We start from the raw sequence: 22,633 nt of genomic DNA, 5'->3' as shown, positions 1-22,633 counted from the left end.
TATTTTCTAATTAAACAAAGCGTGGCATATTATTTTATTGCGTGCCACGCTAAATCAAACTCTCCCTCTAGCGCATTATTAATCAACTGCTTATAGACCTTATTGACAGGGAAATTAATGAGTTTAGATAGCTCGTCACCTGTTTGCGTAAACTTGTAATAGCTTAATACCAAATCACTACTCTTTGCTTTTAACGTTACCTTTTGCGATAAAAATGAAAGGGTAAGTTCTTGTCCCGCTTTAAGCACTGCAGATTCAATTTCTTTTCTATACAGTAAATTAAGATCCATGAGCGTTAAAATATCAGGAAAGCTAATACCCGTTTTTCCTAAATTTAGAGATACTTTATTGCCTTTTCGTAGCAAATCAAACAAGGACGGTTTTTTGTAAAAGCCGAGTAATATAAAGTGGCTGTCGTCTTTTTCGTTATAGCCTGAGAGCGACACACATTTTTGCAAAGAGTCTGCTTCTCGCTGTGTCATATGTTTTAAAGTTTGTAGGCTTTTAATTGAAAACGTACCAGGATTAAGTGTTTCTCCTGTTAAAATTTTTGCCCATAAAATTTGCATTGATTCATTAGAAGTATCTTCACACAGAGCTATAAAATGCTCTACCCAATCAACATCGGGCTGTTTACTACTTGCTACATCAGGGCAAAACCCCATAGCCATTGCTAAAATTGATTCTATATTTTGTTGTTGTTTAATAAGTAATAAATCTTGGCGCTTTTGAGCGCGAGCTAAAACAGAGTTTTCACTGTTAATATGATAAAGCGGCTTAATTTGGCCCTTAATATCGTAACTTTGCTCGTTAGTAGGTAGTACACCGTTACTACCTACTTTTGTTATAGGGTAACCAAGTAAGGACTCGATGATGTTGGCAAGATTAATTCTCGCCTGTGCTGTTTTGACTGTCATGACTGTGCATTATCCTTTGTGGATCACTAAGCTGTGCAACAGTTTGAAGGTTATTTAACCCCAGTGAAACTGTATTACTGAGTACGTACTCGCTTAAAATTGCAGTGTAACCAGATATTAAAGGAGCAGTTGTTTGACCTTTAATATTACATATTAACGTAACTATACCGTTTTGCTCGCTAAGGTTAAAAGTGCCTCTAATAATATGTTCAGCATTTAAAAGTATGTTGAAGCTGACTTTATTTTGGCTTACCGAAGTTATGATCATTTCACCATACCCCCATTTTCCTTTCCAAGACTGATGAGCCCCTAGGCCAGAACTGGGTTCGCCCAAAGTAAAACGTATGCTGGGGTCTACTTTTTCCCATGGAGACCATTTTTGCCATTGGCTAAAGTCGGTGATAAGCGGCTTTATTACTTTAAGATTGGCATTAATTTCGATTGTTTTATTTACACTATAACTTTGAGGCAGTATTAGCCCTACCAGTGCCAATACTAATAGTAATAACAGTACGCATTTGATTAATATTTTTAATGGTTTAATAAGCACACCTTTTATTAGTTTTTCAAGTTGAAATACAACAACTTTTTATTAATCGACTATAGTATGAATTAGATTATAAACCAAAAATAATTTATTGATTGCTACTTAGGAGAGCGAATGTCGTCAGATCAAAACGATTTTTTATTTTTTGAACAAGATTTTGAAGACGATGCTGTTGTTGAGCAGACTAAGTTTTGGGATATTTTAATTGTTGATGACGAACCTGAGATTCATTCTGTAACAAAATTAGCTTTGTCTGGCGTTGAGTTTTTAGGGGCTGGCTTGCGATTTCACGATGCTTATTCGGGTGCAGAAGCAATAGAAGTGCTAGCTAAAAATAAAAATATTTCGGTTATTTTTTTAGACGTTGTTATGGAAACTGACGATGCCGGTTTGCAGGTTGTAAAAAGGGTGCGTGACGAATTAAATAATCAACATGTAAGAATTATTTTAAGAACAGGGCAAGCAGGTATTACACCAGAAGAAAAAGTAATACGAGAATACGACATAAATGACTATAAAACGAAAACAGAGCTGACTCGTTCTAAGTTAGTAACTTCGCTTATAACCGCTATTCGCTCATACGAGCAGGTATGTCAGCTTGAATATCAAAGTGATGCAATGAACACGATTGTTTCAGCATCAAAGTCTATTTTAGGACTTACTGATGTTAAGCAATTATGCAAAGAAATCATCAAGCACATGAGTATTATTTTAAAATGTTCACCTAGCGGGCTTGTTTGCAGTAAGTTAGATGGCGATGATTTTATTCAGGTCTTAGGTGGTTGCGGGCATTACGAAAGCTATTTTGGTAAAAAATTAATTAATGTTGATAGCAAAGTATTTGAACAAGTTGAGTCGTGTTTTGGTTTGTCAAAGCACCAACACATAGACTCAAGTTCAACATTTATATTAAAAAGTAAGCATCGAAAAGCGGCTTTATATATAGAGTGCGACCACATTCCCTTACAAGCACAGCTACAATTTGCTGAAATTTTCTTAACTAATGTAAGTGTAGCACTTGATAACATAAGGTTATTTGTAAAGTTAAGAGATGCTGCTTATAAAGATGTGCTTACTGGTATTTCAAATCGTACTAACTTTATTGAGCGTGTGGTGAGTTATCAAAAGCCACAAGTGAACGATCATATATTTGTATTACTTGATGTAGTTAATTTTGCAGATATTAATAACGGCTTAGGGCAAGAGGTCGGCAATAAAGTATTAATTGGCATTGTGCAAAGGTTAAGAGAAAATTACCCAACAGCTAAATTACTATCACGTATTGGCGCTGATGTTTTTGGTTTTATTATTCGCCAAGACGAATTTGACTTAAAAAAGTTGAATGAGCAATTAGGTATTTCATTTTACGCAGAAGAACATTTACTCCCTATCGATTTTAGAGTGGGCTTATGCCAACAACAAGACTTTCAAAGTAGCGGTATTGATACACTGAAAGTTGCTTATATTGCACTTGACCAAGCTAAAAAAGCAAAGCATAAAGAAGGCGTTTATTACAATATTGATATGCAAGATAAGATGGCTTGGCGGATAGGGATTATTAGGCAGTTACGTCATGATTTTGCTCGAAATAAATTAGAGGTATGGTACCAACCTCAACTTTCACTAGATGACTTATCGCTAATTGGATGTGAGGCATTATTACGCTGGCCGGCAGGTGATGGCGTGTATATATCGCCGGCTGTGTTTGTGCCACTTGCAGAGGATGCGGGCTTAATTGTTGATATAGGGCAGTGGGTATTAGAACAAGCTTGCCAACAGCAAAAGCGCCTAGAAAATATGGGCACAGAAATTTGTATTGCAGTTAATGTGTCTGTTCCACAGTTTAAAGTAAAAGGTTATGCGCAAACTGTTAAAAATACATTGTTAAAATATGGTGTTAAGCCAAAAAACATAGAATTAGAAATTACCGAGAGCGTAGTAATGGATGAGCTGGAAACGGTTATTAGTACGCTAAGTGAGCTAAAAGAACTCGGAATGGAAGTTGCTATTGATGACTTTGGTACTGGTTTTTCGTCGCTGAGTTACATTCAAAGTTTACCTTTGGATCGGTTGAAAATAGATCGTGCATTTATTAAAGATTTACCAAATGACGACACTGGCGCTATTGCTGCCTTAGTTATATCACTTGGTGCTAAATTGGGCTTAAAAACGATTGCTGAAGGGGTCGAAACACAAGAGCAAGCCCAGTTCTTAAAAGATTTAGGATGCGATGAAGTACAAGGTTTTATGTATGCTAAACCCATGCCTGAAAATGAATTAATAGAATTTATAAATAAACGCTAAAAAGATTAACTTATTATTTAAGCTAATGAACGATTTAGAATTTAAGGCGCGATATGCTTTGACTACTTTGTATATATAAACAATTTAGTAGGGTATAATTCGCGCCTTTTGTTATTCTACGGCCACAATTATGAGCACACTCAAAGCTAAGCGCGCCTTATTTTCATACCCTAAATACTGGGCTGAATGTTATGGCACCGCGCCATTTTTACCAACTACACGTGAAGAAATGGATGCACTTGGCTGGGATAGCTGCGACATAATAATAATTAGTGGCGACGCGTACGTCGATCATCCTAGTTTTGGTATGGCGGTAATTGGCCGTGTACTTGAAGCGCAAGGCTTTAGAGTGGGTATTATTGCCCAGCCAGCATGGGACTCTAAAGATGCATTTATGGAACTAGGCAGACCGAATTTATTTTTTGGTGTAACAGCTGGCAACATGGATTCGATGATCAATCGCTATACAGCTGAAAAACGTATGCGCCACGATGATGCTTACACGCCAGATAACGTAGGTGGTAAACGTCCAGATCGCGCCGTAATGATTTACTCGCAAAAATGCCGTGAAGCATACAAAGGTATCCCAATTGTTATTGGCGGTATTGAAGCCAGCCTTCGTCGTATAGCTCATTACGACTATTGGCAAGAAAAAGTACGTCGTAGTATTTTGTTTGATGCAAAAGCTGATATTTTAATTTACGGTAACGCAGAGCGTCCGTTAGTTGAAGTTGCGCATCGTATTGCCGCAGGCGAAACAATGGATACTATTCAAGATATTCGCGGCACGGCTGTTATCAGAAAAGAACCTTTACCAGGTTGGCGTGGAAGTGACTCCACCGCTATAGATAAAATTGGTAAAATTGATCCAATTCCAAATCCATACGGCGCTGATGATGTTGGCTGTAGTAAATCTGAATTTAAACAAGCGGGTATAGACTTAAAGGCAGAAGCTGCAAAACCGATTATGGTTCAGCCTGCGCGACCTAAGCCATGGGAAAAAACTTACGTTAAGTTACCTGCTTATGAGCAAGTAAGTGTTAACAAACCTTTATACGCCCACGCTTCGCGTATTCTACATCAAGAAACAAATCCTGGTTGTGCAAGAGCACTGTTTCAGCGACACGGCGATCGTTCTATTTGGGTAAACCCGCCAGCATACCCATTAGAAACACATGAGATGGATGCTGTGTTTGGTTTACCGTATCAGCGTATTCCTCACCCAAGTTACGGCGACTCTAAAATTCCTGCTTACGACATGATAAAAACGTCAGTTAATATTATGCGCGGTTGTTTTGGTGGTTGTTCGTTTTGCTCAATTACGGAGCATGAAGGGCGTATTATTCAAAGCCGTTCGCAAGAATCAATTATTGAAGAAATTGAACAGATTAGAGATAAGGTACCCGGTTTTACTGGTGTTATCTCTGATTTAGGTGGCCCAACGGCAAATATGTATAAACTGCGTTGTACTAGCAAAAAGGCAGAAAGTACCTGTAGACGTTTATCATGTGTGTATCCTGAAATTTGTAAGCATATGGATACAGATCATACGCCAACAATAGACTTATACAAAAAAGCACGTGAAGTTAAGGGTATCAAAAAGGTATTGATTGCTTCTGGTGTTCGTTACGACTTAGCTGTACGCGACCCGCGTTACGTTAAAGAATTAGTAACGCATCATGTAGGTGGCTACTTAAAAATAGCGCCAGAGCATACAGAGGATGGTCCATTATCAAAAATGATGAAACCAGGTATGGGTGCGTACGATCAATTTAAAGAATTATTTGATAAGTACTCTAAAGAAGCCGGTAAAAAGCAGTATTTAATTCCTTACTTTATATCTGCTCACCCAGGGACAAAAGATGAAGACATGGTAAACATGGCTTTATGGCTTAAATCAAACGACTTTAAGCTTGATCAGGTACAAAATTTTTACCCATCACCGATGGCTAATGCGACGACTATTTACCACACAGAAATGAACTCTTTACGTAATATAAAAAACAATACAGAAGTTGTTCCAGTACCTAAAGGTGCTCGCCAACGTAGATTACATAAAGCTATTTTACGCTACCATGATGCAGCAGGTTGGCCGATGATACGTGAAGCACTGCGTAAAATGGGTAAAGCTAATTTAATTGGTAAAGGGCCTAACTGTTTAGTGCCTGAAGAAGGGCGCGATGAAAAAGCAGGTAAAGGTGGCAGTAAAGGCGGACGTCCTGCACTAACGCGACATACCGGTTTTAGCCAATTTAAAAAGGCAAACACTAAACCAAAAGTAGGCGGTAATCGTCAAAGTACACGTTAGTGATTCAATCTATTAATAACTAGGGCGTGTTGATCTTTGGTGGGTGAATTTGCAGCAGTATGTTTGGTTTTTAGGCAAGGCGGAGTCTATGTAGTGTGGTTATTCCCCATGAATAGGCGATAACGCAGCATAAATACCAAACATGCGCTGCCCTTTGGGTTCTTTCTAGGGACGATTAACTCTTTGTTGCTCGGTTTTTACTTAGCCCACTAGGTTACAAACCTCGCGCCGCGATTTAATCGCCCCTAGATTGAACAAATTTCAATCCACAAAGATCAACACGCCCTAGTAGATTAGTTTAATTACGCTAAGGATTTTTAAACCTTTTTAATACGTAAATTAAGTAAACCTTGCTCTTTATTATCTATATTATTGTAGGTGATAAAGAGCGAGCTTTTAGAAACCCCTCTTGAGATAGCACGTATTTAGTGTCTATATACTTGCAGTTAGTTTTTTCTTAAAACGTTGATGATAACCACAAACGTAATTTAAGTGACCATAACGGCTGAATGCCTGTTAGCCCTTGCGTCATTTTATTATCTTTTAAGATTATATAGGAAGGCGTGACTTGCCCTTGCCAATCGGCAAATATCTCACCGTGTTGATCGTTGACAGTGATAAAACTGTAGCCATGATCATTTAGATACTCATGTAGCTTTTGATCCGAACCTGATTTTACTGCGATGCTCACGATAGGGTAGTTATTCTCGTTTGCGAGTTCGTTTATGGCAGGGGAGGTAATACTACAAATAGGGCACCAAGTTCCCCAAAAATAGACGAGTGTTGGTTTATCTTGGCTCATTGCTGCTAAATCAATGTTTTGCCCTTTATAATCTATTAATTGTAATTGAGGATTTGCTGGCATAACAGGTTGTCGCCACCAATTGACAGCGTTATAAATTACGAAAAATATGAAACCATATATCAACACACTTTTTAATATTGATAGGCCTTTTTGTTTTGGCGTTTTTTTAGGTGTGTCTTTTTTATTTTTGGTATCCGTTGTCATAGTTGCAGCTTTACCCTAAGTGTTTTTTACTTTAGTTATTTGCAAAGGTTTCTAATTTAAACCAGCAACCAAGTAGCAGTACCTAAAAAGGCGAATATACCCACAATATCTGTCACCGTGGTTAGCACCACACTCCCTGCAAGTGCTGGGTCTATATTCATTCTTTTAAGAATAATAGGGATACTCGCACCAGCAACACCTGCCACCACTAAGTTCATAAACATAGCGAAGGCGAGTACGCCACCAAGCATAAAGTCCCACTGCCATAGGGCAATAACACCTGCTATTAACAACGACCACAAAACACCGTTTAACGCGCCAATAGCAAGCTCTTTCATCATCAAGAAACGTTGGTTTGTTTGATTTATATGACCTACCGCAATACCACGAATAACAAGCGTTAATGATTGGCTACCTGCAACACCGCCCATAGAAGGGACAATACCGTTTAGTACAGCTAAAATAGGGAGCACATCTAAAGTACCTTCAAAAAAGCTAGCTACAAAAGCAGCTGCAAGTGCAGTTAGTAAGTTGACACCTAACCAAACTGAGCGTTTTTTGGAGCTTTTTAGTACTGGCGCAAAGGTATCTTCTTCATCATCAAGACCGGCTAAGCCCAATAAACTATGCTCAGCATCTTCTCGGATTACGTCAACGATGTCATCGATAGTGACACGACCAAGGAGCTGATCGTTATCATCAACTACGGGGGCCGATATCCAATTATGACGTTCAAATAATTGCGCGACTTCACTTTCATCCATTGAGATTGGAATGGATTCACAATCTTCATCCATTAAATCGCGAACAATTTTTTCTGGCGGGTTAGTTAATAATGTACTCAGCGATAAAGCGCCTATAAAGCAGTTATGCTTATCAACAACGTACAAGTCATCTGTACCTTCTGGTAACTCGCCGCGTAGCCTAATATATCTAAGTACAACATCGAGCGTAACGTCAGGGCGAATGGTCACCGTATCGGTGTTCATTAGCGCGCCAGCAGAACGCTCTTGATACGAAAGTGCTTGTGTTGCACGTTCACGGTCTTGAATGTCCATCGCGCTAACAACGTCTTTATAAACGGTGTCTGGCAGACTACGTAATACTTCACCTAAGTCATCGTGGCCCATATCTTCGGTTGCGGCTGCAATGTGCTTAGGTTCCATTTGGGCAATAATGCCTAAACGAACATCTTCTGAGAGTTCTTCAAGAACATCGCCTTGCACATCAGGATCGACCAACTGCCAAAGGAGTCGGCGAATTTTATGCGGTGATGATTCTAGTAATAATGCGGTATCACAAGGAGCTGTTTTTGCGAGCATGCGCCTAACTTGAACAAATTGACCACTATTGAGTGACTTAGTCACCTGTTTTAGTTGCTGTAGTGGGTAATCTTGTTCAAAAGCTTCAGGCATTGGCGTCCTTTATAAATTTTTATATTACTTTATGGGGAGAGGTGAGTTAACTGGCGTCACTAACCGTATTTATTTTATATATCTGTTTTAGTTGGGGCATTAGTAATGCGAGCATTATTTTTATAACTGTTTATTCTTGTTCATTAAAACGTTGTGCTATTAATTCTCCAACAGCGTGTAAAGCTTGCTCAGAATCGGGGCCTTTACATACAACTTTTACTTCTTTGCCTTGGCTACTTTCAAGTAACATTAGTGCAAGTACGCTATCGCCTGCGGCTTCTTTGTCATCTTGAAATAATGTAATTGTCGCATCAAACTGCACTGCCAATTGGGCAAGCACGGTGGCTGCTCTGGCGTGCAATCCTAATTTGTTTTTTATTAAAAAAGTGTCTTCACAATGCATAACTTACTCTACTTAAGCTGAACAGGTGATTATTCAGCTATATTATTTTTCTTGTTCGCGATGGCGAATTTTCACATTGGGATGTGTCATTGCAAAACTTTCACCGATAGTTTGCGCTAAATATACAGAGCGATGTTGTCCGCCTGTACACCCAATGGCAATGGTTAAATAACTGCGGTTATTTCGCTCTAAGTGCGGTAACCACGTTTGTACAAATGTTTGAATTTGCCATGTGAATTTTTGCACTATGCTGTGATTGGCCAAATAATCTTTAACAGGTTGATCTAACCCATTTAAAGGTTTTAATTCAGGTTCCCAATGTGGATTTGGTAAAAAGCGTGCATCAAATACGTAATCTGCTTCTTTTGGTATACCGTATTTAAAACCAAACGATTCAAACGTGACAATCAGTTGCTTATCTTTTTTACCTAAAATCTTTTCACGAATAGATTCAGCGAGTTGATGAACACTCAAATCAGTCGTGTCTATCATAAAGTCGGCGCGGGTGATTAATACATCAAGTAATTCTTTTTCTTTTTTGATGGCTAAATCAAGAGGCAACGAGTCAATTGATAGTGGGTGTAATCTACGAGTTTCAGAAAAACGTTTGATCAATGTTTGATCGTCGCTATCTAAATAAAATAACGTAGGGTTTGCAAAACCTGGCAAGTATTCAAGAATATCGTTAAATTCATCTTGTTGTTTAGGGATGTTCCGCACATCAATGCTAACCGCAATTTTATCATAGCTATCAGACACACTGCGAACTAATGAAGGAAGCAAGTTAACTGGAATATTATCTACGCAATAATAACCTAAATCTTCTACAACGCGTAAAGCAACCGACTTTCCAGAACCAGAACGGCCGCTTATGATAATTAACTCCATTTAACACCCTTTATAAAACTATGATTGATTGACAATAACTTGGTAAAGCTCAGTATCTGATTTTGCACTGCGTAACTGTTTACAAAAATCTTTGTTGTTTAGTTTATCAGCAATGGTTGCTAGAGTCTTTAAGTGCTGCTGGTTATCGCCATCTGGTACGATGAGTGCGACGAAAATATCAACAGGGCGATTATCGATTGCATCAAAATTTATTGGAGTTTCGCTAACGAGTACTAAAGCCAAAGGCTCTTCTGCACCGCTCATTCTTCCATGAGGAATGGCAATGCCACGCCCTATACCTGTACTACCGAGTTTCTCTCTGCTCATTAAAGCATTAAGAATATCTTGTTGCGGTAAATACGGAAGTTTGTCGTGAGCAAGTTCGCTAATGAACTCTAAAATTCTTTTTTTGCTATTAAAAAGGACCGCAGCTTTGCTGCAGTCCTGGCATATAAGTGAGCTTAATTTCATCATATTAGTGTCGAGCAAGCTTCTCTTTGTGTTTAATTACTTGTCGATCGAGCTTGTCGATCAACGAGTCAATGGCGGCATACATATCTTGATGTTCTGTAGAGGCAAATAACTCAGCACCGCTTACGTGTATGGTGGCTTCTGCTTTTTGATTTAATTTTTCTACATCGAGAATGACATGAACATTATTAATATGATCAGAGTGTCTTTCTAGCTTCGCAAATTTGGTATTAATATAGTCTCTTAGTGAATCGGTTAATTCTACGTGACGACCAGTTAAGTTTAGTTGCATAAGCATTACCCTCTTTTTTTGCGTCTTAAATCAAACTTTTACGTTGATTTGACGGTGGAATAGCCAGAGATTCGCGGTATTTTGCGATTGTACGTCTCGCTACTTTAATTCCTTGCTCAGCCAATATATCCGCTATTTTGCTATCACTCAATGGTTTTGCTGAGTTTTCTGCTGCGATTAATTTTCGGATAAGCGCACGGATTGCTGTAGATGAACATTCACCACCGTTTTCGGTGCTTACATGGCTTGAGAAAAAATATTTAAGCTCAAATATACCACGGGGTGTGTGCATATACTTTTGGGTTGTTACGCGCGAAATTGTTGATTCGTGCATTTCTACCATTTCAGCAACATCATTTAAAACCATTGGTTTCATGGCTTCAGGACCGTGTTCAAAAAAGCCTTGTTGTTGCTTAACAATACAATTTGTTACTTTTAATAGCGTGTCGTTTCTACTTTCTAAGCTTTTAATAAACCATTTAGCTTCTTGTAAATGCGAGCGAATAAACTGGCTGTCACCACTGGATTTTACAGTGCGAGACATTGCCGCGTATTGGCTATTAACACGAATTTTAGGCATGCTATCTGGGTTTAACTCAACAACCCAGCGGCCTTTAATTTTTTTAACTGACACATCAGGAATAACATACTCAGATTCTTCTCTTACAATAGTATCTGCAGGTTTAGGGCTAAGAGTATGTATTAATGTCATTACTTCTTTAAGCTCTTCTTCTTTGAGCTTAGTTTTCTTCATTAATGTACGATAGTCACGAGCAGCTAATAAATCAATATGCTCGGTTAAAATCATTTTTGTTTCATTAATGTAAGGTGTTTCTTTATCAAACTGGTTAAGCTGAATACACAAACACTCTTGTAAACTACGTGCAGCAATACCAACAGGATCAAACAGTTGGATGCGTTTTAATACAGCTTCAATTTCATCAAGTTCGACTTCGTTATCATCTTCGTTTTCTTGATTAAAGCTTTCTAAAATCTCTTCGCAGCTTAGTGTTAAAATACCTGAATCATCGACGGCTTCTACAATAGCAATAGCAATAGCTTCGTCTGTAGGGCTAAATGGCGTTAGTTGTAACTGCCACATTAAATACTCATGGAGCGTTTCAGTAGAGGCACCTTGGTATATTGATTCGTCTTCAGGCATCGGACCCGATGATGCTGCTGGGGCGGCACTCATGTACTCATCCCAACTAACATCCATAGCCATGTCGTCACTTAGCGTGTCTTTTGCAAGTGCTTCACCACTATCTTGTTCGTATTCGCTTGGAGCATCATCGGCAGATGCGCTAACAGTTATGTCATCTGTATCTGCTTTTTGCTCGTTTTTACCTGCAGCGTCTTCTGAATAGTCTGCTTCTTCAACCTCTAATAGCGGGTTGCTGTCGAGAGCTTCTTGTATTTCTTGCTGGAGATCCAATGTACTGAGTTGCAACAAACGAATAGCTTGTTGCAGCTGTGGAGTCATTGTAAGTTGCTGGCCCATGCGCAGCTGTAGTGATTGCCTCATGTATCTCTAACAATCCTTTTATGTTGTTATAATTAATACTAGCAGATGCTTAAAGACATGGCGTAAATGTTACAGCCTAAATTGCTCGCCTAAGTAAACATCGCGTACTGTTTTATCATTTAATACGTGTTCTGGAGTACCTGATGCAATCAGCTCCCCATGAGAAACAATGTAGGCTTTTTCACAAACATCAAGGGTTTCTCTTACGTTATGATCGGTAATTAATACACCAATCCCACGATTTTTAAGATGTTCTATTATTTTCTTTATATCTAATACCGAAATAGGGTCAACACCTGCAAATGGTTCATCCAGTAATATAAATTTAGGATCTGCTGCCAGCGCACGTGCTATTTCAACACGACGACGTTCGCCTCCTGACAATGCCATACCTTGGCTATCACGAATGTGTTGTATGCTAAATTCATCTAATAATTTATCGAGAGTGTCTTCTCTAGCTTGTTTATTTAACTCTTTGCGCGTTTCTAAAATGGCCATTAAGTTTTGATAAACAGTCAGCTTTCTGAATATTGAAGACTCTTGCGGTAAGTAGCCAATGCCTAATCTAGCACGACTATGCATAGGTAAAAGAGTAATATCGTTATCGTCTATCGATATTTTACCTTTGTCGCTAGGTACAAGTCCTACTATCATATAAAACGTGGTGGTTTTACCTGCGCCGTTAGGGCCAAGTAAGCCAACAATACTGCCAGCTTTGACTTCAAGGCCGACGTTTTTTACAACTTCACGGCCTTTATAGCTCTTTGCTAATAGCTCTGCTTTTAATGTACTCATGGTTGACCTTTGTCGCTTTTTTTACTTTTTTTAGTCTCGATTGGCACTAAAATTGTGTGAACGCGGTCAGTTGAGTTTTCATCTTTTTCGGCACTGATTAGCTGCTGCTCTATATCGTAGGTAATGCTTTTAGCATTTATTTTTTGTCCCGCTTGCGATACTTGTGCATTACCAACAAGCGTTAAAAAACGCTTAGATACATCATAACGTACTTCGTCAGCACTGGCGCTCATAGTCGTGCCATCTGATTGCTTTTCTTCAAAGTGCGCAGGGCTACCTGTAGCAATTAATAATTGTTTATTATCGCCAAGTTCATCGCGTTTATGTACTTCTAAGCGGTCGGCTGTGATACGGCGATTACCGTGAATAATCTCAACGTTTTTCTCAAAAATCCCGACATTAGCTTTTAATTGACCTTCTTGCTTATCGGCGCTTATTGAAATTTGATTTGCAGTCGGTTGCGTGTTTTGTTCTGCAGCACTACTATTAAACGCTAGTATAAGTGTAGGAATAATAAGTGATTTTAATATTTTATTGGTCATAATATATGGTTCGCGTATGGTTAATTAGTTTTATCACTTCGGTTTTTAAGTCGGCTTCTAGGCCTTTACCAGTGATTTTTAAATTGGGTCCAGTGATGATAACGGGTTGCTCCGAACGCATTGTTAATAGCTTTATATCTACCTGAATATTATCAGCATTGATTTTGTCTATCATGGCGTTATCGGTTAAGTTTTTGGCAACCACATTGCCTTCTAAAATTAATTGTTTGTCTTCGTATAATGTTGCTTCGTCTGCATTTATTTGCCACGTTTGCTTTTCGTTATATAAAGTAAAAATAGGTTTTTCAAAAAACGTAAAACCTAATTGTTGATATAGCTCCATTTTAGCCGCAGTGACTTTGTGGCTAATTTTACCTTGTTCGTCATAGGCTGTTTGTTTGAGTTCTATGGCTATGTAATCAGGCTTGGCAATAACTTCAGGCTCAGTCTGAGGTACAATATTTGTTTGTGTAAAATAAGGGTACCAAAGCCAAACCATACAGCTAATGAATAAAACGCTTAATATTATGCGCGCTGCATTCATGAACTAGTGCCTTGTGTAGTCAATGCTTTACCATTTTCAAGCATAAGTAAGTCGGTGAGCTCTCTTACTGCACCAAAGCCGCCAGGCATTTGCGTTACATAGTGTGATAAACGTTTAATAAGTGGATGGGCATCATTTACTGCAACAGCAAAGCCGACTAATTCCATAACGGGCATGTCAGGACCATCATCACCGATATAAGCAATTTGTTCATCGCTAAGGTTGAGTTTGTCTTTTAATTCTTGATAGGCAATGAGCTTATTTTCTTGGCCTTGATAAATATGCTGTACGGTTAAGCTGCTCATACGTTGTTGCACTATTTGTGAATGACGACCAGTAATTACAGCCACTTCAAAGCCACTGTTTATAAGCGCTTTAATGCCAAAACCATCTTTTGTATTAAATGCTTTTAGCTCTTCACCTTGATTACCAAGATAAATACGGCCATCAGAAAATACACCATCAATATCGCATATAAGTAGCTTTACTTTTTTAGCGCGTGCTTTTGCATCATCGCTCAGCGGTTGATAGAGTTCTTCAAATTGCATTTATAACACTCCTGCTTTTAATAGGTCTTGCATGTTTAATGCGCCAATAGGTTGGTTTTTATCATTGACGACGATTAAGCCATTTATACGTTTGTGTTCCATAATATTAAGCGCTTCAGCAGCCAAAATATCTTGTGTAGCCGTAGTGCATGACTTAGTCATAACAACATCTATTTGTGTTGTATGAATATCAATTCTTTGCTCTAAAATACGACGCAAATCGCCATCGGTAAATAATCCCACGAGCTGCTGATTTTCATCAACAATGGCTGTCATACCTAAACCTTTAGCAGACATTTCAATGAGGGCGTCTTTAACTGTTTGTGAAACGCTAATAATAGGTGTATTTGCGCCGCTGTGCATAACATCTTTTAAAGTAAGTAATAAACGCTTGCCTAAACTACCACCTGGGTGAGATAGCGCGAAGTCATCAGCTGTAAACCCGCGAGCTTCTAATAATGCAACTGCCATGGCATCGCCCATCGCAAGCGTTGCAGTGGTACTTGATGTAGGAGCTAGACCCAATGAACAGGCTTCTTTTTCTACTTTAATACACACATGTACATTAGCAAGGGTCGCCATGGTTGATTGCGTATTGCCAGTCATCGATATCATTTTGGCACCAAGTCGTTTTAAAACCGGAATGATATTTAAAACTTCGCTGGTCTCCCCTGAATTAGAAATAAGCATAACCACGTCATTTTTAGTGATCATACCTAAATCACCATGACTTGCTTCACCAGGGTGAACAAAAAATGCTGGACTGCCAGTACTTGCAAGGGTTGCCGCTATTTTATTGCCAATATGACCTGATTTACCCATACCAATGACAATAATACGGCCTTCGCAGTCGTACATTAATTGGCACGCGTTATGAAAATTTTCATCTACATATTGTGCAATATCACTAAGTGCTTGGCGCTCAACATCTAAAACGCGCAGGCCTTGTTCAATAAAATTTAGCGTTGCCATCATTTACCCTACTTGACTAAAAATATACCCTTGGTAACCCAAAAACGCTATTAGCAATAAGCCGCCTTCTACTCTATTGATACGTTGGGTGCCTCTAAAGTTCAATGACATAATAATAAGAGCAAGTGTTGCGCCAATCATAATTAATACGTCTCGGCTTACTAATGATGGGTCAATGGCAGAAGGGTTAATAATACCGGCAAGTGGTAATACCGCTAGAATATTAAATATGTTTGAGCCAACAATATTACCTAGTGCTAAATCATCTTCATTTTTAAGTACACCTGCAACCGAAGCGGCAAGTTCAGGCAAACTAGTACCGATGGCAATAATTGTTAAGCCAATGACTAGGTCGCTTAAGCCGAAGTATTTAGCAATATCGACAGCCGAACCTATTAAAAAATGAGAACTAACAGGTAGGAGTATCATGCCGACAACTAACCAAAATACCGCTTTTTTCGTAGGTACATCGTTTGGTACATCGTCGCAGGCTTCTGAGACAAATGGGTCATCTTGGTTTTTTGCACGCATAGATACAATAATTAACCCACCGATGAATACGATAAAGCCAACCAAAAGTGCAACACCTTCATTAAATGAAAAGTAGTTATCTGAGAACACATACCAAGTAGCTAAAGATACGAGCATCACTAATGGCATTTCACGTTTTAATGTACTTGATGAAACTGAAAGAGGGCGAAATAGAGCAGTGATACCTAACACAAGTAAAATGTTTGTAATATTAGAGCCAACAGCATTGCCAACCGCTGTGTCGGTTTTGTTAGCCAGAGCGGCAGAGGCTGAAACCATCATTTCGGGTGCTGAAGAGCCCATAGCTACCACGGTTAAACCAACAATAAGTGTAGGTACACCAAAGTTTTTAGCAAGAGCCGCAGCGCCATAAACAAACCTGTCTGCACTCCAAACAAGAGCTGCAAAACCAAGAATTAAAATAACAAACGAGGTAACCATTGTGTTAAGCCAGTTATACAAAATACGGATGGCGCGAATAGTAACAAAAGCCAAGATGAAAGTATAAATAAAAGAGTAAGGTCAACTACGTAACAATGCTGCTTTTAAACAGCTAATTTAAAAATTTAAGCCGGGGTTAAGCTGTTTTGAGCGAGTCTTATAATCCTTTTTATGGGTGTATTACAAAATCTTACGAATTGTTTTTTCCATCTTTGACAAAAAAGCTTTAAAATAGGTGCACTAGTGAACATTTTTATGGAGAGCGACTTGTCGCAATCAATAGTAGAAGTCAAGGATGTTAGCTTTTCGAGAGGCAATAGAACTATATATAAAAATATGAGTTTTAGCGTTCCTAAAGGTAAAATTACTGCGATCATGGGGCCAAGCGGAATTGGCAAAACCACTATGTTGCGTTTAATTGGTGGTCAGCTTAAACCAGATTCAGGTGATATTTTATTTGAAGGTGGCAGCATTCCTAAAATGTCTCGTAAAGAGTTATACGAAGCACGTACTAAAATGAGCATGCTTTTTCAAAGTGGTGCGCTGTTTACTGATATGTCGGTATTTGACAATATTGCGTTTCCTATAAGAGAGCACACAAAGCTAAGTGAAGACCTTATCCGATTAGTTGTATTAATGAAATTGCAAGCGGTTGGGCTACGTGGCGCTAAAGATTTAATGCCCTCTGAGTTATCGGGCGGTATGGCAAGACGTGCTGCACTTGCGCGCGCTATAGCACTTGATCCAGAGCTAATCATGTACGATGAACCATTTGCAGGACAAGATCCTATTTCGATGGGCGTATTGGTTAAGCTAATTAAGTCGCTTAACGAAGTATTGAGTTTATCGTCTTTAATTGTGACACACGATGTGACAGAGGTAATGAGTATTGCCGATCACGTTATAATTATCGCCGATCAAGGTGTAATTGGTTGTGGTACTCCTGATGAAATGCGCAATCATGAATCTCCTTTAGTTCAACAGTTTTTAAAAGGCTTGTCGGATGGTCCGGTACCATTTCATTTTCCGGCTCAAGCTTATGCAGACGAACTACTTGGAGAAAAAGCATAATGTTGGATTTATTTCAAAAGCTAGGGCATAAAACGCTAGGACGTTTTGCGGCTCTTGGCCGTTCGGCTTATATGCTGTTTAGTGCGCTTGCGCATGTTCCTAATTTTAAAAAAGGCACACCGTTACTTGTTCGCCAACTTTATATGGTGGGTTCGCAATCGTTACTGATTATTATGGTGTCGGGTTTGTTTATCGGCATGGTGTTGGCTCTACAAGGTTACACCGTATTAGTTGGTTATGGCGCTGAGGATAGTTTAGGGCCGTTAGTGGCACTGAGTTTATTGCGAGAACTGGGCCCGGTTGTTACTGCATTACTATTTGCAGGACGCGCAGGTAGCGCATTGACTGCTGAAATTGGCTTAATGAAAGCAACAGAGCAACTTTCATCACTTGAGATGATGGCAATCGATCCGCTAAAACGTATTATTGCACCACGCTTTTGGGCGGGTTTTATAAGCATGCCATTGCTTGCATTGATATTTTCAGCCGTAGCAATCATAGGCGCTCATTTAGTGGGTGTAGATTGGCTGGGGGTTGATACAGGTAGTTTTTGGTCAATCATGCAATCACAAGTGTCGTTTCAGCAAGACATACTAAACGGTATTATTAAGAGTTTTGTATTTGCCATAGTGGTGACCTGGATTGCGCTTTATAAAGGATATGACTGTGTGCCGACCTCAGAAGGGATCAGCAAAGCAACCACCGAAACGGTTGTTCATTCGTCATTAGCAGTTTTAGGTTTTGACTTTATTTTGACAGCGGTAATGTTTACCAGCTAATAGGGTATAGATAATGAATTCACGGAAATTAGAAATTTTAGTTGGTTTTTTTGTAGCACTTGGCATTTTAGCTTTTGCGATGCTCGCACTTAAAGTTGCCAATTCAGGTATTAGTGGCTCTGGCGAAACATATACGCTTAATGCCAAGTTTGAAAACATTGGCTCATTAAAAGCGCGTGCGCCGGTAAAAGTAGGTGGTGTTGTAATTGGTCGTGTTGAATCAATTTATGTACACCCACAAGAGTTTTTACCAGTGGTAAACATGACCATTGATGCACAGTATTTATGTCGTTTTTCAGACACAAGCTCAATCTCTATTTTAACGTCGGGTATTTTAGGTGAGCAGTACTTAGGTATTCACCCTGTCATTTCTCCAGATTCGGCTAAACAACGTTGTTTAGGCGAAACAGTGACTGAAAACAAGCAAGATGAAGCAATTGACGATTTGTTTGGTGTGGAAAGTAAAGCACTAGGTGATGGCGATTCAATTACTGATACTAAGTCTGCCATTGTACTTGAAGAATTAATCGGGCAGTTTTTATTCAACCAAGGTAGTGAGTAATTATTATGTTGAAAAAGTTTTTAGCTATTGTAGCAATTGGCACAATGACGCTAACTCAAAGCGTAAGTGCAGCAGATGTTAAATTGGTTGATCCAAATAAAATGGTACGCCAAGTTGCCGATAATACATTTGCACGTATTAAAAAAGATCAGCCATTAATTGTTAAAAATCAAGAGCATCTTCGCGTAATCGTTGAAGAAGAATTAATGCCTTATATCGACTACAAATATGCAGCACTTCGCGTACTAGGTAGTGAAGTATCTAAAGTACGTGCAATTACCGACGAAGCTGAAAAAGCCAAAGCAATTAAAGAAATTCAACGCTTTATTGGTGTTTTTAGAGAGTATTTAGTTGCTACTTATGCAGGTGTATTCACTCAATATACAAACCAAAAAGTTGAGTTTGGTGCAGAACAAGCATTTAAAGGCAAAGATGTCGTTGTCGTTAAAACTAAAATTATTGAAGATGGTAAACCTGATATCAGAATCGATTTTAAAGTACGCGAAGACCGTGACGGTGAATGGCGCGCGTACGATATGATTGCTGAAGGTATTAGTTTACTAGATGCAAAACAAAGTGAGCTACAAGGTATTTTGCGTCAGCAAGGTATTGATAATGTAAGTAACCTTTTAGAGCAAAAGAGTCAGCTACCAGTTCAGTTTAGAGGCAGTAACTCGAATGACTAAATTGGCAATAAGCCAAGTTGATGGACAACATTTTCGAGTAAACGGTGAGCTTACTCGAAATTCAATTGGCGATGAACAGCTTCTGAACAACAAGCTATTAACCAAGCATAAAATCATCTATTTCGACCTAAGTGGTGTATCTAGGGTTGACACAGCGGGCTTAGCTTGGTTAATTCACTCTTTTGCAGAATTAAAGCAGCAAGGCATTCGCCTTGAATTGCAAAACCTACCTGAGCAATTGCAAAATTTAATGCAATTGGGTCAGGTTACAACCCTATTTGAGTGAGAGTTATGGAAACTAGCCAAGTCGAAACATTATTACGCGAAGAACTTCAATTAGCTGAAGTACATGTAAAAGCCAATGGTAGTCATTATGAAGTTGTTGCAGTAGGTGAATGCTTTGACGGTTTAAGCCGAGTTAAAAAGCAGCAGCTAGTTTATGGCCCATTAATGAATACAATTTCAGATGGCACAATTCACGCAGTATCTATTCGTGCATTTACTCCTGTAGAGTGGAAGCGTGAACAAAAATTTATTTTACCGCAATAAATAGGGCCTCTTAATGGATCAATTTGTAATTCAAGGTGGTACTTCACTTGCTGGTGAAGTGACTATTTCTGGCGCTAAAAATGCCGCACTTCCTATTTTGTTTGCTTCATTATTAGCTGATGGAAAAAGTACATTTACTAATGTACCGCGCCTTCGCGATATAGTGACCACAGAAGCCTTATTAAAAACTCTAGGCGCTGATGTTAATTGGCACGGCGATACGCTAGTGATTGACGGCGCAACGGTTAATAAAACATTAGCGCCATACGACTTAGTTAAGCAAATGCGTGCCTCTGTACTTGCATTAGGCCCTTTAGTTGCACGTTTTGGTGAAGCTCAAGTGTCTTTACCTGGTGGGTGTGCTATTGGTGCTCGCCCTGTTGATATACATATTCAAGGTTTGGAGCGCATGGGCGCACAAATAAACGTTGAAAATGGTTATATTAATGCCAAGGTAAACGGTCGCTTAAAAGGCGCTGAAATCTTTATGGAAATGGTAAGCGTAGGCGCTACCGAAAACCTATTGATGGCAGCTGCCCTCGCTGATGGTAAAACCATACTTGATAATGCTGCACGTGAGCCCGAAATAATTGATTTAGCTAACTGCTTAATTGCTATGGGCGCTAAAATTACGGGTGCAGGCACTAGCCGCATTGAAGTTGAAGGCGTTGAGCGTTTAGCAGGCTGTGAGCACAGCATTTTACCCGATAGAATAGAAACAGGTACATTTTTAGTCGCTGCAGCAATGGCAGGCGGTGAAGTACTTTGTAAAAACACTGACTTTCATTCTCTTGAGCCTGTGATTGAAAAGCTACGTGCAACAAATGCACACTTAGAAGTACATAACGACAGTATTTATCTTGATATGCGCGGCCGAGAACTGAGAGCCGTAAATATTAAAACAGCTCCACACCCAGGTTTCCCTACGGATATGCAAGCTCAGTTTACAGCATTAAATGTAGTAGCGAATGGTAGTGCGACTATTACAGAAACGATTTTTGAAAACCGTTTTATGCATGTACCTGAGTTGCAGCGTATGGGCGCTAATATTCGTTTAGAAGGGCATACCGCAATTTGTGGTGAGACTGAGAGCCTAACGGGCGCGCAAGTGATGGCAACCGACCTACGCGCTTCAGCTAGCTTAATCTTAACGGGTATAGTGGCACAGGGTGAAACGGTTGTTGACCGTATTTATCACGTTGATAGAGGCTATCAGCGCATTGAAGATAAGCTAAGTGCGTTGGGTGCAAATATTAAACGTCGAAGTAGTTAAGTAGATATTTAACTAGCTAAGCTATTTTAAAAAGGTCGGATACGCAAATTGCTATCCGACCTTTTTATTGACGATTTATGAAAGTTGGTATTATTTTTTATTAAAGCTTTGTTTCAAGCTCAGCTACCACCACCATGATTTTTTCTATTTTACCATTCCGGTAAAGCTCAAATTCTATTTCTTTACCTGGTTCTGTATTACCTATTTCTTCCAGCACTTTTTGTGGATTTGCTACCGAAAGCCCTGCAATTTTAATAACAATATCTTGCTCTTCAATACCCGCTTGCCATGCTGGTCCCAAAGGGTCTAAATTAGTAATACGCATGCCAGTAACTGGGGTTAGGCTGTCGTTTACTTCCTTGCCGGTACTATCTACTGCTGTGCCTTCAAAGCCTAAATAGCCGCGCACAACACGACCATGACGAATGAGCTTACCCATTACTTTTTTAGCAAGTGAGTAAGGAACCGCAAAGAATATTCCTTGAATATTCAAGTTCTCACGCGTTTTAAACTGCGCAGAAGTAATGCCGACTAAATCACCATTGGAGTTAACTAATGCGCCGCCAGAGTTGCCCACATTAATAGCCGCATCCATTTGCAATAAGTTATTGTACGGACTGTCTGTAATTTTTTGCTTACCCGTTGCGCTAATAATGCCTTGCGTGATTGTTTGGCCTAAATTAAGCGGGTTACCTATGGCAAGTACAACATCGCCTACACTGGATACATAGCTATCATTTACAGGAATTACCGGGAGGTGATCTGCGTTTATTTTAAGTAAGGCTAGATCAGTAATAGTATCAAAACCAATTAGCTGTACATCAAAAAAGCGTCTGCCATCGGTTAGAATAACCATAATTTGATCTGCATTATTAACAACATGGTAGTTGGTAAGAATATAACCGTCTTGCGACATGATGACGCCAGAGCCTAGCTCTTGTACCGTGTTTTTTCTTTTATAACGAGGTTCTTTGGAAATACTTTCTGAAAAAATAGTAACCACAGAAGGCGCTGCTCGTTTAACTGCATCAGAAAAACTCAAGTGACTCGAACTCATTGCGCTTGGTAGGGGAACATTTGGCAGTAAGGCCGCTCGCATATTAGGGCTGAAAAAAACCACTAAAAAAGCAATACTTAGGCCTGCAAATAAAGGGGGAAGAATAAATTTTATTAGTTTCAGCACGATTTTCTTATTATGTAAGTGAGCAATCTCTTTATGATGACATAAAAAAAATAACAGCGGCAAGTGCCACTGTTATTT

General features: G+C 39.2%; 25 protein-coding genes. 9 read left to right on the top strand and 16 right to left on the bottom strand.

Annotated features, from left to right (window positions below):
* Positions 1-29: 29 nt before the first annotated feature.
* On the bottom strand, positions 30-917 hold the full coding sequence (locus I6F47_RS02285) for a TIGR03899 family protein (protein WP_024594005.1): 888 nt from the start codon (positions 915-917) through the stop codon (positions 30-32).
* A complete protein-coding gene (locus I6F47_RS02280; RefSeq protein ID WP_007580289.1) occupies positions 886-1,467 on the bottom strand; it encodes an SRPBCC family protein in 582 nt (193 codons plus the stop codon). Before I6F47_RS02280 ends, I6F47_RS02285 begins: the two co-directional genes overlap by 32 nt.
* A gap of 111 nt (positions 1,468-1,578) precedes the next feature.
* Between I6F47_RS02280 and I6F47_RS02275 the strand changes: the two genes are divergently transcribed.
* Together I6F47_RS02275 and I6F47_RS02270 are read left to right on the top strand one after the other, a co-directional pair.
* Entirely contained in the window at positions 1,579-3,768 is a 2,190-nt protein-coding gene (locus I6F47_RS02275) for a bifunctional diguanylate cyclase/phosphodiesterase (protein WP_197183239.1), read from the top strand.
* A 130-nt stretch (positions 3,769-3,898) separates the two neighbouring features.
* Entirely contained in the window at positions 3,899-6,076 is a 2,178-nt protein-coding gene (locus I6F47_RS02270) for a YgiQ family radical SAM protein (RefSeq protein WP_007580292.1), read from the top strand.
* A 457-nt stretch (positions 6,077-6,533) separates the two neighbouring features.
* Here I6F47_RS02270 and I6F47_RS02265 read toward each other — a convergent pair whose 3' ends face one another.
* The 13 genes from I6F47_RS02265 to I6F47_RS02205 form a co-directional block, all read right to left on the bottom strand.
* Positions 6,534-7,085, bottom strand: a complete 552-nt coding sequence (locus I6F47_RS02265) for a protein disulfide oxidoreductase (protein ID WP_197183238.1) — start codon at positions 7,083-7,085, stop codon at positions 6,534-6,536.
* Between the two features lie 56 nt (positions 7,086-7,141).
* On the bottom strand, positions 7,142-8,500 hold the full coding sequence (gene mgtE / locus I6F47_RS02260; RefSeq protein WP_010554268.1) for a magnesium transporter: 1,359 nt from the start codon (positions 8,498-8,500) through the stop codon (positions 7,142-7,144).
* A 130-nt stretch (positions 8,501-8,630) separates the two neighbouring features.
* Positions 8,631-8,903: an HPr family phosphocarrier protein gene (locus tag I6F47_RS02255; RefSeq protein WP_002957937.1), complete on the bottom strand. Its 273-nt coding sequence runs from the start codon at positions 8,901-8,903 to the stop codon at positions 8,631-8,633.
* A 42-nt stretch (positions 8,904-8,945) separates the two neighbouring features.
* The gene (rapZ, locus tag I6F47_RS02250) at positions 8,946-9,791 is read right to left on the bottom strand and encodes an RNase adapter RapZ (protein WP_166377049.1); all 846 of its coding nucleotides are present in this window, start codon (positions 9,789-9,791) and stop codon (positions 8,946-8,948) included.
* 18 nt (positions 9,792-9,809) lie between these two features.
* Positions 9,810-10,262 carry a PTS IIA-like nitrogen regulatory protein PtsN gene (gene ptsN, locus I6F47_RS02245; protein WP_024590190.1) on the bottom strand — a complete coding sequence of 151 codons (453 nt, stop codon included), beginning with the start codon at positions 10,260-10,262 and terminating at the stop codon, positions 9,810-9,812.
* 4 nt (positions 10,263-10,266) lie between these two features.
* Positions 10,267-10,554 carry a ribosome hibernation promoting factor gene (gene hpf / locus I6F47_RS02240; protein WP_007580301.1) on the bottom strand — a complete coding sequence of 96 codons (288 nt, stop codon included), beginning with the start codon at positions 10,552-10,554 and terminating at the stop codon, positions 10,267-10,269.
* Between the two features lie 25 nt (positions 10,555-10,579).
* Entirely contained in the window at positions 10,580-12,079 is a 1,500-nt protein-coding gene (locus I6F47_RS02235; RefSeq protein ID WP_007580303.1) for an RNA polymerase factor sigma-54, read from the bottom strand.
* A gap of 69 nt (positions 12,080-12,148) precedes the next feature.
* Positions 12,149-12,874 carry an LPS export ABC transporter ATP-binding protein gene (lptB, locus tag I6F47_RS02230; RefSeq protein WP_007580304.1) on the bottom strand — a complete coding sequence of 242 codons (726 nt, stop codon included), beginning with the start codon at positions 12,872-12,874 and terminating at the stop codon, positions 12,149-12,151.
* A complete protein-coding gene (gene lptA, locus I6F47_RS02225) occupies positions 12,871-13,416 on the bottom strand; it encodes a lipopolysaccharide transport periplasmic protein LptA (RefSeq protein ID WP_007580307.1) in 546 nt (181 codons plus the stop codon). The genes lptB and lptA overlap by 4 nt, the downstream gene beginning before the upstream one ends.
* Positions 13,406-13,960 carry an LPS export ABC transporter periplasmic protein LptC gene (gene lptC, locus I6F47_RS02220; protein ID WP_007580308.1) on the bottom strand — a complete coding sequence of 185 codons (555 nt, stop codon included), beginning with the start codon at positions 13,958-13,960 and terminating at the stop codon, positions 13,406-13,408. The genes lptA and lptC overlap by 11 nt, the downstream gene beginning before the upstream one ends.
* Positions 13,957-14,508: a 3-deoxy-manno-octulosonate-8-phosphatase KdsC gene (gene kdsC, locus I6F47_RS02215; RefSeq protein ID WP_007580311.1), complete on the bottom strand. Its 552-nt coding sequence runs from the start codon at positions 14,506-14,508 to the stop codon at positions 13,957-13,959. Before kdsC ends, lptC begins: the two co-directional genes overlap by 4 nt.
* Complete coding sequence (locus tag I6F47_RS02210; RefSeq protein ID WP_197101340.1) at positions 14,509-15,480, bottom strand: KpsF/GutQ family sugar-phosphate isomerase; 972 nt, start codon at positions 15,478-15,480, stop codon at positions 14,509-14,511.
* 3 nt (positions 15,481-15,483) lie between these two features.
* Entirely contained in the window at positions 15,484-16,452 is a 969-nt protein-coding gene (locus I6F47_RS02205; protein ID WP_024607453.1) for a calcium/sodium antiporter, read from the bottom strand.
* 255 nt (positions 16,453-16,707) lie between these two features.
* Between I6F47_RS02205 and I6F47_RS02200 the strand changes: the two genes are divergently transcribed.
* Genes I6F47_RS02200 through murA form a run of 7 tightly spaced genes read left to right on the top strand, consistent with a single transcriptional unit; the run spans position 16,708 to position 21,372 of the window.
* A complete protein-coding gene (locus tag I6F47_RS02200) occupies positions 16,708-17,523 on the top strand; it encodes an ATP-binding cassette domain-containing protein (protein WP_076916424.1) in 816 nt (271 codons plus the stop codon).
* Positions 17,523-18,302 carry a lipid asymmetry maintenance ABC transporter permease subunit MlaE gene (gene mlaE / locus I6F47_RS02195; RefSeq protein ID WP_002957949.1) on the top strand — a complete coding sequence of 260 codons (780 nt, stop codon included), beginning with the start codon at positions 17,523-17,525 and terminating at the stop codon, positions 18,300-18,302. The genes I6F47_RS02200 and mlaE overlap by 1 nt, the downstream gene beginning before the upstream one ends.
* Positions 18,303-18,315: 13 nt before the next feature.
* On the top strand, positions 18,316-18,864 hold the full coding sequence (mlaD, locus tag I6F47_RS02190; RefSeq protein WP_002957950.1) for an outer membrane lipid asymmetry maintenance protein MlaD: 549 nt from the start codon (positions 18,316-18,318) through the stop codon (positions 18,862-18,864).
* Between the two features lie 5 nt (positions 18,865-18,869).
* Positions 18,870-19,550, top strand: a complete 681-nt coding sequence (locus I6F47_RS02185) for an MlaC/ttg2D family ABC transporter substrate-binding protein (RefSeq protein ID WP_101163629.1) — start codon at positions 18,870-18,872, stop codon at positions 19,548-19,550.
* The gene (locus I6F47_RS02180) at positions 19,543-19,836 is read left to right on the top strand and encodes an STAS domain-containing protein (protein WP_010554274.1); all 294 of its coding nucleotides are present in this window, start codon (positions 19,543-19,545) and stop codon (positions 19,834-19,836) included. Before I6F47_RS02185 ends, I6F47_RS02180 begins: the two co-directional genes overlap by 8 nt.
* 5 nt (positions 19,837-19,841) lie before the next feature.
* On the top strand, positions 19,842-20,099 hold the full coding sequence (locus I6F47_RS02175; protein ID WP_002957953.1) for a BolA family protein: 258 nt from the start codon (positions 19,842-19,844) through the stop codon (positions 20,097-20,099).
* 13 nt (positions 20,100-20,112) lie between these two features.
* The gene (murA, locus tag I6F47_RS02170) at positions 20,113-21,372 is read left to right on the top strand and encodes a UDP-N-acetylglucosamine 1-carboxyvinyltransferase (protein WP_007580318.1); all 1,260 of its coding nucleotides are present in this window, start codon (positions 20,113-20,115) and stop codon (positions 21,370-21,372) included.
* A gap of 100 nt (positions 21,373-21,472) precedes the next feature.
* Here murA and I6F47_RS02165 read toward each other — a convergent pair whose 3' ends face one another.
* Complete coding sequence (locus tag I6F47_RS02165; RefSeq protein WP_007580320.1) at positions 21,473-22,555, bottom strand: trypsin-like peptidase domain-containing protein; 1,083 nt, start codon at positions 22,553-22,555, stop codon at positions 21,473-21,475.
* Between the last annotated feature and the right edge of the window lie 78 nt (positions 22,556-22,633).

The sequence above is a fragment of the Pseudoalteromonas sp. NZS37 genome, from assembly GCF_015864265.1.
Lineage (GTDB): Bacteria > Pseudomonadota > Gammaproteobacteria > Enterobacterales > Alteromonadaceae > Pseudoalteromonas > Pseudoalteromonas arctica.
The sequence above is the reverse complement of the archived record's forward strand: the minus strand, read 5'-3'. Positions and strand labels throughout refer to the sequence as shown.